Origin of the sequence: Microcystis sp. M049S2 (assembly GCF_020245625.1) — a bacterium.
In the GTDB taxonomy this organism is placed as follows: domain Bacteria; phylum Cyanobacteriota; class Cyanobacteriia; order Cyanobacteriales; family Microcystaceae; genus Microcystis; species Microcystis ichthyoblabe_A.
Genome location: NZ_JADBUN010000012.1, coordinates 14,883 through 30,376, shown reverse-complemented (window position 1 = coordinate 30,376; position 15,494 = coordinate 14,883). Strand labels below are relative to the sequence as shown.

Sequence of the window (15,494 nt, the reverse complement as noted above, 5' to 3'; positions counted from 1 at the left end):
GAAGAACCACAGTAATCAGTAAAAAGACAGTAGAAAACCGCACACTTAAAAACTCACATCTGATAACTGATAACTGATAACTGATAACTGAAATCTCCAGCACCCATATTTCAAGATAAAGAAACACCCTTGCGTTTAAAATTTAAGCCCTTTTTGGAGGATTTTGTTTCGGTTTCTCCCGCTAGAATTTTAGCCTCTTTTTCCTGTTTTTCAATCACGGGTAATTTAAAAATTACGCCCGCAAATATCCAGTAATAAACCCCCACAGGATCCGTATCGAGGGCATACCAATAGGGAAGATAGGCAACAAAGAGCAGCAAAACCGAATAACTACCAGCAAAACCTCGCAGAGTCGGATCTTTGAGGGAAAGATAGGTGCGAAAAGCCAGATAAACTAGATAGGTCATGAATATCATGTACAAGGCAAAACCAATGTATCCCAACTCCAATAAAACTTTACTGTGATAGGTTTCCAGGAAAGAAATATCACCAAAAACCCTAGCAGAAGCTGTGGCCACACCAAGTCCACGCCCTAAAATACCGCCCTGATTACGGATAGCAAAATCCAACTGTTCTTGAAGAAAAGCGGTGGGTGGACTGCTTTGCCAACGGCTGATGGCACTATCGTAGCGTTGTTGGACAAAATCGGGGTTAAGGAAGGAAAAACCGATAGCTAGGAGTAAAGCGGCGCCAAAAATAATCGGCAAAAATCGTTTTAAGTTAGCGATTTGTCCCGTAAGAATCGTCAGCAGACCAACAATTATCGGTACAGCAAAGAAAGCTAATCTTTGCCCGGATATCACTGCATTAATAAAAACTAGGGTTAAACCCACTAGGGCTGCTAGTCGCCATTTTTGGGAAATTTCACTAAAGGCACTGGCATAACAAATTACGGCACTAGAGACCAAAAACCAAGCCCAGTGCCAGGGGGAAACAAAAGTACCAGGTAGGCGGATCATATTTACTTCTGGACTATAGACTAATCCCCCACCGACCAAACACCTTGCCTCTAAGGTGGCTTTGAATAGTGCATCAGCCACATAGCCTCTAGTTCCTACACAACGGCCTGTTTTCAGCATCCAGTATTGCATTAGTCCTAGGACACAACAAATAATCACTAAAGTCACCAAAAGACGACCAAAAAATAATAGGGTGGGTTTATCTTTGATCAAGTAATAAGTGCAGAAGATCAAGGGTACATAACCTAGCAAAACTTTAAACCCTAATAGTCCTTGCAGAAAAGTCTCACTTTGCCGACAAGGAATCCCGCGCAAACGGCCATCCCTAAAAATAGCCATCCCAGCCACGGAATCACAAGTAGGCAGAAATTGTCTCTGTAAATTGACGGCTAATAGACAGACTACACAGAAAACAAAGATTAATAATAGGGTTGTAGCTAATTGTTTCGGGACAATAATCGGTAATCGCTTTTTTCGACATTCTAAAACTAAGGCGATTAAAGCGGGTAGATAAAAGATATCTTTACTTAGCTGGAGGATTGGATTACCCCCAAACCAATAGACAATAGTTCCAGTGAAGGGGACATAGATAATAAATGTCCAAAGAGCCGTGCGAGGATAGCTAAAGGAGAAAACTCCTAAAATTAAGGCTAAACTTACTGCAGCTCCTATCTTGGGATCAAATAATAAGCTGAGGGGTAATCCGATCAAAATTGCTGCACAAATAGCAAAAACAATCAACCCCGTTAACTTTTGTTTACTTTGTCTTTCTTCTTTTTTGAGGGCAAGTTTCTCCTTGATGTTAGGCGGGCGACTATCGGCTTTTGTTTCCCCTTGTTTATGCTTTTTTTTCTTGCGATCAATACTTAGTCCAGTCATAATTATCCCTTGCTAGGCTAGGCTAAGGGCATTATAATCCCTGTTCCCCTCGATCGACTACAAAAGATAGCTTCGGACCGCTTCTACGAGCCTTTCTGTCCAAAAACTGGCTAATTCTAAGGTTTCTGCTTCCACCATTACCCGAATTAACGGTTCTGTTCCGGAAGCTCGTACCAAAATTCGGCCTTTTTCTGCCATGGCTATCTCAGCTTGGCGGATTTCTCGCCGCAAAGGTTCACATTGCTGCCAATTACGTCGCACTTCTCTATCTTCCACCCGCACATTGCGTAAAATCTGCGGATAGGTGACAAAGCTATGATCGACTAAATTAGCCAAGGAAACCGCCGATTTCTGCACTAAAGCCGCTAAATGTAGGGCGGTTTGCATTCCATCCCCAGAAACTCCGTAATGATGGCAGAGAATATGGCCGGATTGTTCACCCCCTAGCATGGCTCCAGTTTCCCACATTTGCGCCTGAACGTGCTGATCGCCCACGGCAGTCCGCAAGAATTGACCCCCCAGTTTTTGCCAAGCGCGTTCAAAGCCTAAATTAGCCATCACCGTTGCTACTAATAACCCATCGGGTAGCTGTCCGGCTTCCAGGAGGGAACGACCCCAAAAATAGAGGATATAATCGCCATCTACTACTCTACCTTGACTATCCACGGCCAAGACTCGATCGGCATCGCCATCGAAGGCAAACCCTAAATCCGCTTGCTGATTGATCACCGCCGCCTGTAAGCTTTCCAAATGGGTAGAACCACAATTAACGTTAATGCGATCGCCATCGGCTCGATCGTGTAGGCAAATAACTTCCGCCCCCAAGGTTTGGAATACTAAAGGTGCTAGGTTAACAGCTGCCCCCCAAGCTAGATCCAAAACTATTTTTAATCCCGATAGGTTAATATCCGTCCCGACGGAATCAATCACAGCTTGATAATATTTTTGGATTAATTCGGGACAAAAAGTCGCTTTTCCCCAATTTTCCGGTTTATCTGCTAATTCTAAATTGCCTCTTAAACCCGCTTCTATCTGTCCTGCTAAAGTGCCAGATAATTTTAAACCGCTGCCGTCAAAAAATTTAATGCCGTTATCTTCCGGAGGATTATGACTGGCAGAAATCATAATCCCCCCCATCGCTTCGCTTTCTCTGGTTAAATAGGCGACGCAGGGGGTAGGACATAATCCCAGTTGCCAGACTTCTATTCCCGCCCAGGTTAAACCCGCAGTGATAGCATTAGCTAACATATCACTGGAATTACGCGAATCTTGACCGATAATTACTGGTTTGGTGACACCAGCTTGATTTTTTAATACCTGTCCCGCCCAAAATCCGATTTGTAGCGCTAGGGGGGCAGTTAATAATTCTCCCACTTGACCGCGAATTCCGTCCGTGCCGAACAGGGGTGATGACGGTAATTCGATCAAACCCCCTAAGGATAACAGGGGATGCGATCGAGCTTTTTGCCCATTTTGATACGATAGAGACGCTACCATGGCCGATTCCTTTCCTCACACAACACATTCAGAGGATAACATGATCACCGATTTTTTAAAATCAATGTTCCCAGTTGACCTTAATCCTCCTCCCGGAGTTCCTTACATCTGGTGTGGGGTGTGGGGAGATGGGGTATGGGGTGTGGGGTGTAGGGTGTAGGGTGTGGGGTGTAGGGTGTGGGGTGTGGGGTGTGGGGTGTAGGGTGTGGGGTATGGGGTGTGGTGTGTGGGGAGATGGGGAGATAGGGAGATAGGGAGATAGGGAGATAGGGAAATGGGGAGATGGGGAAATGGGGAGATGGGGTGGTGGGGTGTGGGGTGTAGGGTGTAGGGTGTGGTGTGTGGGGAGATGGGGAGAATAAATAAAAATAGTCTCCTGAATCCTGCCTCCTGAATCCTGCCTCCTGAATAAAGTTTGTTGATTTTTGCCGGAGGTCTAATCAAGAAACCTAGGTTATTTGGTAAGCTGAAACGATAATCTTGACCCCCGAATGCCCGTGCTGATCAGTGTTGTCATCCCTACCTACAATCGCCAAGCAATCTTAAAAAAATGTTTACTCGCCCTAGAAAATCAGCGTTTAACCGATAATAAGGTGGAAAACTACGAAATAGTCCTTGTCGATGATGGCTCTACCGATGGGACGATCGCTTGGCTAGAAACTCAAAAAGCCAATTTACCCCATCTGCAACTGTGGCAACAGGATCACGGCGGACCAGCGATCGCTAGGAATCTGGGGGTAGAAAAAGCTCGTGGTGATACAATCATTTTTATCGATAGCGATCTGGTAGTGACAGAAAATTTTTTGCAAGCCCACGCCGACGCTTTAACTGCTGGAGCAGCCAGTCTTGGCAGCGATCGCTTATTTACCTACGGCAGCGTCATTAATACCTGTAACTTCGATCATCCCACCAGTGAACCCTATAAAATCACCGATTTCTCCGCCGCCTATTTTGCCACTGGCAACGTGGCGATCGCTAAAAAATGGTTATTAGCAGCGGGATTATTCGACACCCAGTTTCAACTCTACGGTTGGGAAGATTTGGAATTAGGGGTGAGATTGAAGCAATTAGGACTAAAATTAATTAAATGTCCTGAAGCCGTCGGTTATCATTGGCATCCCCCCTTTAATCTCGCTCAAATTCCCAATCTCATCGATAAGGAAATTCAACGGGGACGAATGGGAGTGCTTTTTTATCAAAAACATCCCACCTGGGAAGTGCGGATGATGATTCAAATGACTTGGATTCACCGATTGTTGTGGGGTTTACTTTCCCTAGGCGGAACTCTGAATGAACGCAGCCTCTCCCCGCTGTTACAATGGTTGATCGATCGAGGTAAACCGCAATTAGCCCTAGAAATTGCCCGCATTTTTCTCAATCGGTACAACGTGCGCGGCGTTTATCAAGCTTATCGGGAAATGCAGCCTCAGTGAAATGTCTTGCCAAACACCGATGCGGTGTGACAGGATTTAGCATCGACAACCGACTCCCTAAAACCAGAGACTTTGTACCTCACCATATTTACCGAGAGAAAACTTAATATTTTCTTTCTTTTTCCGATAATTGCTGCCACAATCAAAAGCAATCGGCAGCGAGAGCAGCGGAAAACACTGACCAACTTTGCCCCTTGTCAATTATCGTCTGAGATTGGGCATATTAGAAGTAAATTTTCCTAGAGGAGGAATCCCATAATGAGTATCGTCGATATTTTAATCGGTTTTGTCGGTGGAGGTGCGATCGGGGGTGGGGCTTTATATGCCCTGCAACAGGGAAAAATCAGGGAAGCACTGCAAAAACAGGAGAAAATTCGGGCGGATTTAGGTGAAACCGAAGCGGAGTTAGAAGATACCAAAGGACAGTTAAAACGACTCGAACTCTCCCAAGAAGGAATTGGCAATATCGAAGCCACCCATAGAGAAGAAGTAGCTAAATTGCAAAAAGAGTTAGAAGACAGCCAAAGACTTTTACAAGAGGCAGTCAGCGCAAATCCAGTTCAAGCCATGGAAGTTGCCTATAAAACCCAAATTCAGGAACTTGAACAGGAATACGAAACTAAAATCGAGGAATTGCGCCAAAGCTATCAAAGTCAAATTCGCGAGATTATCGACGGCAAGCAAGCAGAAATGGAAGCTCTGCGTCAAAGTCAACAGGCGCAGATTCTAGAATTAGAAAAGGGCTATCAGTCGCAAATTCAACAACTAGAACAGGGTTATCAAAGCCAACTGTTAGAACTACAAAACGCCACCCAAACAATCCAACTTGGGGAAGAAATCAATCCTTTTGATGGTTTTATCACCGAAGAAACCCTAGGATTGGAAACGGAATTTGCTCCTGAAACGCTGCTAGAAGCCACAGTTTATGAACCAGAATTCTCCAGTGCAATCAATCCTCTTGATGGTTTTATCACTGAGGAAAATCTAGACTTGGCAGCAGAATTCACTCCTGAGATGGATAGGTTTGGCGAAGAAGAAGAAACTAGAATGATCGGTAGCCTAGAAGAATTATCGGGTAATTACGATCAGATCTACAGTCAAGAAACCCTTGACAGTGACACGGGTTTCTCTGATTTATTAGCCACTGACTCGGAAAAATTCGCCGCTGCCCCAAATTCTCTAGATGACTTATTTGCCGATATTACTGACAGCAATAGCCCCGAACTATTCGAGCCTTTTGCTGAAGAAACTCCTAAAGTTGAATCTAACCGCCAATCTGTTCTCAGCAACCAAGAAGAACTAGATTTCTTTAGTATGTGGGATGATGCGGGAGTGAGTGATCTAGAATCACTGCCTTCTGACGAAGAATTTCCCCTCGATGATCTGTTTAACGATAATTTATTCTCCGATGGGGACAATAGCAAAACCACAATGCCAGAATCTCATCGAAATTTTTAGGTGTGAAACCCCGTCCCTTGAGGACGGCTTTGTATTATAATACAACTGTCCATCGCTACCCCACGACGGTGGAGACATAAACCCTAACACCAAAGCTGGCAACACCACGGGACAGTGTCTCCGCATCCGTTCTCCTTCAGTAACATAATAAAAATTGAAAAACTGTATCAAAAGTAACAGACGAGAGGAAAAAAAGCGAATAAGATGTGCGAGGATATTCCATATCCGCTTGGCTTTACTTAACTTTATCTTCTTGAGTAGATTTCATGATGAAACTAACTACTAAATCACTTGTGTTATCCACTGCCACTTTCGGACTAATGCTAGGCGTGGCACAAAACGCCCAAGCTAGCAAACTGATTACCGGCGTCACCATCTCGGCTACGAGCCCCAATCTCACCCAGAATTGGGCAGTAGACAATGTCATCAATGGGAGCGGGTTGCCCGGCAACAAACCAAGTCTGGGGGGAACACACGCTCTCTCGGCTATTACTAATGCTTGGCGGACAAACAGCGCAACGACAGCCTTACCCCTTCCCAGTCCAACTAATCCTCTCAGCATTACTTTTCAGCTCGGTGCTGTCCCCACTGATCTGATTGGATTTAGTTTCTGGAATATAACTGGTCCTAGTTCTGGAACTATTTCTAATCCCATGGGAGTTAAAGACGCAAACCTTGAATACTCCACCGACGGAACTAATTTCTCTAGTTTATGGACTGGCTCCTTCCTAAAAGGAGGTACTACTGCTAGTGGTCCAGAAGTAGTCAATTTTAGCCTAGTCAAGGCCACTCATGTTAGATTGAATATCACCAGCAACTATGGTCAGGCACAACGTGTTGGCTTCAATGAGATTGCATTTAAATCAATCCCCGAACCTTCTGCCTCCCTTGCTCTATTGGGCTTAGGCTTAGCGGGTGTTGGTTTGAGAAAAAGAATTTAATCTTTAGATAGTAGGTTGGATGACACGATAATCTCATAACAGGGTATTTCTTGGGTTTCGTTCCCAAAGTCCAGCCTACTTACTCAAAATCTCGATTGAAGTCGCGTCATCCTGGCAGCAAAAACTAGAAAAACAGCCATTGAATTGCCCGCGAGTGCTATAAAGGTAGATAGTCATCTCGATCGCCTACTCGACCTAACTATGCCACGCACTCAACGTAACGATAACTTTATTGATAAATCTTTTACCGTCATGGCGGATATCATTTTAAAGATACTGCCCGCCAATAAAAAAGCCAAGGAAGCCTTTGTTTATTACCGCGATGGGATGTCTGCCCAAGCTGACGGCGAATACGCCGAAGCCCTCGATAATTACTATGAAGCTTTAACATTAGAAGAAGATCCTAACGATCGCAGTTACATTCTCTACAATATCGGTATTATCCACGCTAGTAATGGCGAGCATGAAAAGGCTCTGGAATATTACGAAGAAGCTATCCAACTTAATCCCAGAATGCCCTCCGCCTTGAATAATATCGCCGTTATTTACCATTTTCAAGGGGAAAAAGCCAGAGAAGACGGACAACAGGCCGAAGCAGAAGCACTCTACGACAAGGCGGCAGAATACTGGAAACAAGCCATCCGATTGGCCCCCAATAACTACATTGAAGCCCAAAACTGGCTGAAAATTACCGGGCGATCGGAAATTGATGTTTTCTTTTAAATTGAGGAGTCGATCGTTAGGAGACGGGAGAGGGGAGATCATTTTTATTTATTCTCCCCACACCCTACACCCCACACCCCACACCCCACACCCTACACCCCACACCCCATTCCTCCCATGATCGATCGAGCTACAGTTGAAAAAATCGCCCATTTAGCCCGTTTAGAAATTACCACCGCTGAAGAAGAACAATTTGCGGGGCAATTAAGCGGGATACTTGATTATTTCGAGCAGTTAAGCGAATTAGACACAGAAAATGTGCTACCCACCACGCGAGCGATCGAGATTCAAAATATCACTCGCACTGATAGTAATAGACTTTATCCCGATCACGAGGTCTTAGTGCAGGAATCGCCGGCCCCAGAAGGGGATTATTTCCGGGTTCCCCGTATTCTCAACAGCGACGAAGAGTGAATCAGTGATCAGTTGATCACTGATTTAGATGCCATCTAGGGTTTTTGCTGCTATCTTGGACTAAGATCAGACCTAGCAATGGAGACATAATATAATGATCGCAGCCCAAGATGTGGCACCATTTCAGCTTATTTCGAGCGTAGAATCGGCAGCAACAGAATTTAGGCCCTGGGGTTCCTTCACCACCCTAGAGGAGGGTCCTGGTTATAAAATCAAGCGGATTGAAGTGAATCCGGGTCATCGTCTCAGTTTACAGATGCACTACCATCGCAGTGAACACTGGATTGTCGTTTCGGGGACGGCAAAAGTCACCTGTGGAGATAACGAAGAAATTCTCGGAGCCAATCAGTCCACTTATGTGCCGCAGTGTACCGCTCACCGTCTGGAAAACCCCGGGGTGATCAAATTGGTATTAATTGAAGTGCAGAATGGGGAATATTTAGGAGAGGATGATATAGTGCGTTTTCAGGATGATTATGCTCGTCATCAGAGCTAAGACCGTGTTTAGGGAGACAGAAAGGCAAGAAACTATATTTTCGCTCCAAAAACCTGTTTAGGTCAGTCTGCCTGACTGTCTTCCCTGCTGTCAAGGCTTGTCAAGTTCTAGAAAAAATTTCTTTTCGGGCTAGGTAGCGGTTTTCCTCCATGGCAGAAAAATAAACTTCCCCTAGACCCTGTGTGGGAAGCTTGAGGAAAGCTGGGCTAGGGGAAATAATTTATTCCTTTGCTGGATTAACTCTAGCATATAACTCTGATTTGTCAGGACTATAACAGCCAGATGTCAATTCTATGACAAATGCGAGTTTTCAGTTTACTGATTACTGGTGACTGATTACTGGTTACTGTCGTCCACCTATTTTCTGAGAATTCTAGAAGTAATTGTAAATATTTGTTACAAAGAGACGAGGAAAAATCTGAGGACCGGGAGACAAAAAAGGATTATCGACGGGGATCAAGGATTTCAGTAGGAAACTGGATTGGGGATCAAGGAAAACCGATTGTAAAGTTTTCGATACCTCTGGCCGATTTTTGTAATAGTTCGATACACATAACATAGATGATCGGCGATGATTGTAAATTTATATTGCGAATAGCTCATTTTCCTCGGTGTTTTTCCTATACTGGTTTTCATCAACTTTGAGCCGACGTGCAGAAAAGTTAGACCACCAAGTTTGTAAGAGGTCAGAAAGATGCAATTAACCGCAAGAAATAACTGGGGCCACGTTTCTTTAGCAATGCTAAAAAGCTTTCTTCTCTGGAGTTTCGTCCTCACTGTCTGTTTATTAGTAGTGGGATTTCCTTTAGTAGTATTAATGATGACAGTGGGGGCATTGTCTGCGATTGTCTTACAGTCAGTTTTACCGGTTAGTTCCGTGCTTTTAGTGGCGGGAATGATTATTGGTATTAACATTTTGGCTATCCTAATTAGTGCCGCTTTATTAACAGCAAAAGGTGTTCATCCCCATGAAGTTAGCTGGTTGCACTGGTTACACGGTGAGGTAAAAACCTCTCATCAAGCTGTTTATGCTTCTTGTCCCCTAACTTGCGGAGTAGTTCATTAAATCTGATTTTCTTACAGTGGAATTGCTTATCTTTTTTCTATTTAGATTTATTTAAGTTTTCAACTGCCTTATCGGTTGATTATACACACTCCAAGCTAGTGCAACCCGGGTTTCCCCGGGTTTTTTCATCATTATTGAACTAAAGCAGTTATCTGAATGGTGAGGTACGAAGTTTTCGTTTTGGGGAGTCGGTCGCCGGTCGTCGATATCAAATTATGAGAAAGGCTGTAACTGAATATTAGAAGATAGGGAAATAAAAGCTTTTTTGCTGTGATCGGTAAACAGTGATCAGTTAACTGAAAACTCACATCTGATAACTGATAACTGATAACTGATAACTGATAACTAACTGGTATAATGGGCCAGAAAACCGGAAAAAATCGATGTCTAGCCTTCCAGAAACCGACAATCCCAGTTACAAGGCCATCTTAGCGGCATTAAACCATTTAATCAGCGTTGTTGCCCGTTTACGAGATCCAGAAAGCGGCTGTCCTTGGGATTTAGCCCAAACCCCGGAAACCCTGATTCCCTACGTTATCGAAGAAGCTTATGAGGTGGTAGCGGCGATTAAAAGCGGTGATAAAACTGCCATTGCCGAGGAATTAGGCGATTTACTGCTGCAGGTGGTTTTACAAGCCCAAATTGCCAGTGATGAGGGTAATTTTAGCCTAGAAGAAGTGGCTAGAGGCATCACCGATAAATTAATTCGTCGTCATCCCCACGTTTTCGGGGAGCTATCCCTAGAAAATCCTGAACAGGTGCGTCAAAATTGGGAGAAAATCAAAGCTGAGGAAAAAAATGACCCGACTATTAGCGGCAAATTAACCCGTTATGCCCAAACTTTACCACCCTTGATGGGGGCAATGAAAATTTCTCGGCAAGCGGCGCGAGTCGGTTTTGAGTGGGAAAATATCGGAGGAGTCTGGGAAAAATTCGGCGAAGAGTTAGCAGAATGGCAAGAGTCCCTAGAATCGGGCGATAAAGAGCATCAACAGGCCGAATTAGGCGATTTACTCTTTACTATTGTCAATCTTGCTCGCTGGTATGATTTGGACCCCAGCATCGCTTTACAAGAGACTAATCTGCGTTTTATTCAACGTTTTTCCCTAGTGGAATCTGTGGCAGAAAAGCCTCTCCATGACTATACACTAGAGGAATTAACGGTTTTCTGGCAGCAAGCGAAAGCTAAGTTACATCAACCATCATCTGGGCAATAATGCAAGAGCAAGAAATTAATAAGGACAAATCTAAGAGTTTTTGGGCTTCTATTCGAGAAAATCTGCAAATTATCACTATAGCTTTAGTTTTAGCCCTACTGATCCGCACTTTTGTGGCTGAACCTCGTTTTATCCCCTCCGATTCTATGTTACCCACTTTAGAACAGGGCGATCGCTTAGTGGTGGAAAAACTTTCCTACGATTTCCATCCTCCTCGACGGGGGGATATCGTCGTCTTTGAACCGCCGGTACAATTACAATTACAGGGATATCAAAAGAACCAAGCTTTTATTAAAAGAGTGATTGCCACAGCAGGGGATGTGATTGCTGTCAAGGAGGGCAAAATTTACCTGAATAATCAACCCTTGTCAGAGGATTATATTCTCGAATCCCCTCAATATAATTTAATGCCTTTGCTTGTGCCGCAAAATAACTTATTTGTCATGGGAGATAATCGCAATAATAGCAATGACTCCCATATCTGGGGGTTTTTACCGGAAAATAACGTGATTGGTAGGGCGGTTTTTCGCTTTTTTCCTTTTAATCGTTTGGGGATTTTAGGGGGGAATCGCTGACAGGAATTTTTAGCCCTGACGATGTTGAACAATTAAGACGGAACAGGGGGCATGATGGAGAACATAGTTACTCACACTACCTAAGAATAACTCTCCTAGACCCGATCGCCCACGCCGACCAATGACAATTAAATCAATATTTTCCTCTCGCGCCACTTTACAGATAGTTTTGGCTGCATGACCGTAAATTTGCCGGTATTCTCCCTTAACACCCATTTCTCCCGCCTGATTAGCTCTTTTTTGCAACATTTCTACCCCTTTCTGCTCGAATTCTTCCCATTGTTGCCGCCAAAAATCGAGAGTGAGATCATTACCCTGGGCGGGGTAAATATCGGCTAAATTGGGCGGAATCGGTAAAGGGCTATAATCTTCTTCAGGGGAAAGGACGTGCAGTAGTAGAAGGTTAGCTTCGTACTTACTGGCTAAGGATACAGCCTCCTTAAAGACACTCTCCCCCATCTCTGATAAATCTACTGCTATCAAGATTTTTTGATACATTTTTCAGCCTCTGCAACCATGCCTTATTTAACGGAATCCGACGCTATTAGGAATGCGATCGATCACTTTTGTCATTTTCCCATTCTTTGGTTAGATACGGAAGTAGCCGATTACAATAGCAAGACTCCCCGTTTGTCTCTGATTCAAATTCTGGCTGATTCCACGGACTTAACGGGTGAGCGGGTGACAATTTTGGATGTTCTTGATCGACCCGCTCTTACTAACTATTTTATCACTAAAATCATGCTGGTTGACCGGATAGAAAAGGTTTTTCACAATGCTAGTTATGATTGTAAATTTTTGGGCGGTAAAAGCCAAGTTAAAAAAATTACCTGTACCCTAGAGTTAGCTAAAAAGGTTCCCTACTATATTGCTCCTTTACCCAATTATCAACTGAAAACTGTGGTTGAATTAGGTTATACTTGATATTTATGAGAAAGGCTGTAATAGCTAGAAAAAATTGCTTGCGGGGATAATCTAAATGACTGTAAAGATCGCTTATCTGGGGCCGGTGGGAACCTATTCAGAAACAGCTGCTTTAGCATTTGCTAATAGTTTACCACCCCAGCCTCGTCAATTAATACCCTATCCTAGCATTGCCTTGGCCCTGGGATCGGTTGTCCAAAATCAGGCCGATTTAGCAGTGGTCCCGGTGGAAAATTCCACCGAAGGAAGTGTGGTAATGACTCTTGATGCTTTATGGCAATTACCCGGGTTACAGATTCAACAAGAATTAGTTTTACCGATTTCCCATGCACTTCTATCTCCTAGGCAATCGCTAACAGAAATTAAAACCGTTTATTCTCATCCCCAAGCTTTAGCCCAATGTCAAAAGTGGCTAGAAAATAATTTACCTAACGTGCCGATTATTCCCACCAATTCTACCACAGAAGCGATTCAAATTCTCGATCGAGAGGCTAATTCGGCCGCGATTGCTTCTCCCCGGGCGGCAAAACTCTATAATGTACCAATATTAATACAACCAATTAATGATTATCCCGATAATTGTACCCGTTTTTGGGTCATGGCTTTAACTTCTCATCGCCAAGGTGAGCGGATGTCCCTCGCTTTTCAAGTTTTAGATCAACCCGGCGCTTTAGTCAAACCTTTAGAAGTTTTTGCCAAACGTCAGCTTAATTTATCTCGGATCGAATCGCGACCAACTAAAATATCTTTAGGGGAATACATATTTTTTATTGATCTAGAAATTAATCCAGATCAACAGCATTTAATCGCGGCAACTTTAGAAGAATTAACCAATTATACCGATGCGATCGAGGTTTTTGGTGCTTATCAGGTGGTTAATTTGCCTAGAGAAAGTTTAGAGGAATTATAAACTAAATTCCTCATAAATTACAGAAATTAAATAGAGATATTTTAGCTTTTAAGAGAGGGAAGAATCGGCAAAGATGAGTTTTCCTCTGGGGGAGAATCAAGCTTTCTTTCCCCCACCAGAGGAAGAATAATTTCCACAGTTGTTCCTAAACCTTGACCTTGACTAGAGATAGTAATATCTCCCCCCATCATTTTCATAAAATTCTTAGAAATAGCTAATCCCAAACCCGTACCGCTAAATTTTCTCGTTGTGGAACCATCAATCATCACAAAGGGGCGAAATAATTTTGATTGCTGCTGGGGGTCTATACCGATTCCTGTATCGATTATAGTAATAATAGCCTGTGTATTTTCTAGGCGAGTTATTAAAGAAATTGTGCCTGTATCAGTAAATTTAATTGAGTTAGAAATAACATTCAAAATTACCTGTTTAAATTTAGTGTGATCAGTATAGACTATGGGATTTTCTGGACACAAAATTCGATTAAATTTTAAGTGCTTACGTTGCAGCGAAGCTGTTTGTAAATTAATAACTTCATTGATAATTTGATGTAAATCTACTGGTTCATGATTAACAGAAAGTTTGCCCGCTTCTATTTTAGCAATACTGAGAATATCATCAATAATTTCCAACAGATGTACGGCTGCCTTATCCGCTTGTTGCAGATATTCTTTTTCCTCCTGCTCACTGTTACAAAATCCATCCATAACGCAACGAATTGAGCCAATAATACCATTAAGAGGGGTGCGTAATTCGTGGGAAGTATTAGCCAAAAATTGGTTTTTTAATTGATTAGCATTTTCCGCTTCTTGCCGACTCTTAACTATTTCCTCTCCCCAAAGACGTAACCTTTCGAGCATTTCCTCTAGGGACGAGGCTAACTGATTAATTTCTCTAATATTAAAATTTTGTGGTGTAATCTTTTGGGAAGGAATTTTCTGAATATTTAAGGCATAATCTCGCAGTTTTTCTAAAGGTATAGCTAAATCCCTAGCAATAAGTACAATAGCTACTAAATAAGCTAATAATAAACCAGAAATCAGATAAAAAATTGCCTCCCAAATTTGTTGTAGAGGAGCGAGAGATTGGGAGAGGGAACTAATGGCTAAAACTATCCATTTTTGGGATGATTCTCCCGTAACTGGACTGGGGAGGGAACTATAACCTGCGACTAATTCTTTGCCATCTTTCTCGAAAGAAAATAAATGGAGAAATCTCTGCCGACCTTTAACAGCATTACTGATTATTATATTGAGGCGTTCCGCATCAGCTTCTTGACTGATATGCCTACCAATGCGATTAAAATAGGGATGAGCGAGAATAATACCATTTTCAGAAATAACCACGGGATAACCCGATAAAGAACCGGGTAAAACCTTCTCACGGTAAAGTAGAGAAGTTTGCAGAATCAGACTAGATTGTAATTGTCCTTGATTATCGTAGATGGGAACAGCAAAAACTAATTCTAATTGACGATTATTATTGGGAGATTTTGTTAAAAGTTGTCGAGGTAAACTTTTAATTAAAATATTTTCGATGTTTCCAGCAAAGCTAGTCCGTTTCTCTGTCCATCTTTCCAGAGGTAAAACTTTGATAATTTCTGGTTCACAGGCTCGACTTAATAAAGGTTTCTTGGTTTTAATATCAATTAATTCCAGACAGTTAATCTGATTAGGAAGCTGCGCAGTGAATTGTTGTAAAAAAGCTTGTTTTTCGGCTAAGGTTCCCTGTTTTAAAACCAGACTTTCCCCCGCAGTGATCAGATTGACCTGCAAAAATTGAATTGATTGCTCAATATTGTCTGCTTTTCTGATGGCACTTTCGGTGAGATTTTGACGGGCCGTTTCCAAAAAAGCCGATCGCGCCTTACGATAGGTGACATAAACACCCATCAGTAGTACAGGTACACTGACTAGGAGTAGGCGAGAGAGCAGAATACGACGAAAGGAGGATTGACCGATAGACATAGGCAGAAATCGGTTTGATTCTTGCTATCAAACTC

General features: G+C 42.9%; 15 protein-coding genes. 11 read left to right on the top strand and 4 right to left on the bottom strand.

Going from position 1 to position 15,494, the window contains the following annotated elements:
* Positions 1–110: 110 nt before the first annotated feature.
* Positions 111–1,838 carry a hormogonium polysaccharide biosynthesis protein HpsL gene (hpsL, locus tag IM496_RS01085; RefSeq protein WP_287660987.1) on the bottom strand — a complete coding sequence of 576 codons (1,728 nt, stop codon included), beginning with the start codon at positions 1,836–1,838 and terminating at the stop codon, positions 111–113.
* A 57-nt stretch (positions 1,839–1,895) separates the two neighbouring features.
* Positions 1,896–3,335, bottom strand: coding sequence for a phosphoglucosamine mutase (glmM, locus tag IM496_RS01080; protein ID WP_194017130.1), 1,440 nt, complete (start codon positions 3,333–3,335; stop codon positions 1,896–1,898).
* 491 nt (positions 3,336–3,826) lie between these two features.
* Between glmM and IM496_RS01075 the strand changes: the two genes are divergently transcribed.
* The 9 genes from IM496_RS01075 to lepB all read left to right on the top strand — a co-directional run bounded on the left by IM496_RS01075 (position 3,827) and on the right by lepB (position 11,658).
* Entirely contained in the window at positions 3,827–4,768 is a 942-nt protein-coding gene (locus tag IM496_RS01075) for a glycosyltransferase family 2 protein (protein WP_194018103.1), read from the top strand.
* A gap of 258 nt (positions 4,769–5,026) precedes the next feature.
* The gene (locus IM496_RS01070; RefSeq protein ID WP_287660986.1) at positions 5,027–6,226 is read left to right on the top strand and encodes a hypothetical protein; all 1,200 of its coding nucleotides are present in this window, start codon (positions 5,027–5,029) and stop codon (positions 6,224–6,226) included.
* Positions 6,227–6,492: 266 nt separating this feature from the next.
* The gene (locus IM496_RS01065; RefSeq protein ID WP_287660985.1) at positions 6,493–7,167 is read left to right on the top strand and encodes a discoidin domain-containing protein; all 675 of its coding nucleotides are present in this window, start codon (positions 6,493–6,495) and stop codon (positions 7,165–7,167) included.
* A 201-nt stretch (positions 7,168–7,368) separates the two neighbouring features.
* Positions 7,369–7,890: a photosystem I assembly protein Ycf3 gene (locus tag IM496_RS01060; RefSeq protein ID WP_002770118.1), complete on the top strand. Its 522-nt coding sequence runs from the start codon at positions 7,369–7,371 to the stop codon at positions 7,888–7,890.
* A gap of 117 nt (positions 7,891–8,007) precedes the next feature.
* Positions 8,008–8,304: an Asp-tRNA(Asn)/Glu-tRNA(Gln) amidotransferase subunit GatC gene (gene gatC, locus IM496_RS01055; protein WP_104395410.1), complete on the top strand. Its 297-nt coding sequence runs from the start codon at positions 8,008–8,010 to the stop codon at positions 8,302–8,304.
* A 94-nt stretch (positions 8,305–8,398) separates the two neighbouring features.
* Positions 8,399–8,800 (top strand): phosphomannose isomerase type II C-terminal cupin domain, encoded by a 402-nt coding sequence (locus tag IM496_RS01050; RefSeq protein WP_002738428.1) that lies wholly within the window; start codon positions 8,399–8,401, stop codon positions 8,798–8,800.
* Between the two features lie 694 nt (positions 8,801–9,494).
* Positions 9,495–9,866: a hypothetical protein gene (locus tag IM496_RS01045; protein WP_104395404.1), complete on the top strand. Its 372-nt coding sequence runs from the start codon at positions 9,495–9,497 to the stop codon at positions 9,864–9,866.
* A gap of 383 nt (positions 9,867–10,249) precedes the next feature.
* Entirely contained in the window at positions 10,250–11,083 is an 834-nt protein-coding gene (gene mazG / locus IM496_RS01040; protein WP_287660984.1) for a nucleoside triphosphate pyrophosphohydrolase, read from the top strand.
* The gene (gene lepB, locus IM496_RS01035) at positions 11,083–11,658 is read left to right on the top strand and encodes a signal peptidase I (RefSeq protein WP_287660983.1); all 576 of its coding nucleotides are present in this window, start codon (positions 11,083–11,085) and stop codon (positions 11,656–11,658) included. Before mazG ends, lepB begins: the two co-directional genes overlap by 1 nt.
* Before the next feature lie 9 nt (positions 11,659–11,667).
* Here lepB and IM496_RS01030 read toward each other — a convergent pair whose 3' ends face one another.
* A complete protein-coding gene (locus IM496_RS01030) occupies positions 11,668–12,156 on the bottom strand; it encodes a universal stress protein (RefSeq protein WP_194016009.1) in 489 nt (162 codons plus the stop codon).
* A gap of 18 nt (positions 12,157–12,174) precedes the next feature.
* Between IM496_RS01030 and IM496_RS01025 the strand changes: the two genes are divergently transcribed.
* Positions 12,175–12,582: a ribonuclease D gene (locus IM496_RS01025; protein ID WP_228009639.1), complete on the top strand. Its 408-nt coding sequence runs from the start codon at positions 12,175–12,177 to the stop codon at positions 12,580–12,582.
* Between the two features lie 55 nt (positions 12,583–12,637).
* Positions 12,638–13,492 (top strand): prephenate dehydratase, encoded by an 855-nt coding sequence (gene pheA, locus IM496_RS01020; RefSeq protein ID WP_194016007.1) that lies wholly within the window; start codon positions 12,638–12,640, stop codon positions 13,490–13,492.
* Between the two features lie 41 nt (positions 13,493–13,533).
* Here pheA and IM496_RS01015 read toward each other — a convergent pair whose 3' ends face one another.
* The gene (locus IM496_RS01015; RefSeq protein ID WP_194016005.1) at positions 13,534–15,459 is read right to left on the bottom strand and encodes a sensor histidine kinase; all 1,926 of its coding nucleotides are present in this window, start codon (positions 15,457–15,459) and stop codon (positions 13,534–13,536) included.
* Between the last annotated feature and the right edge of the window lie 35 nt (positions 15,460–15,494).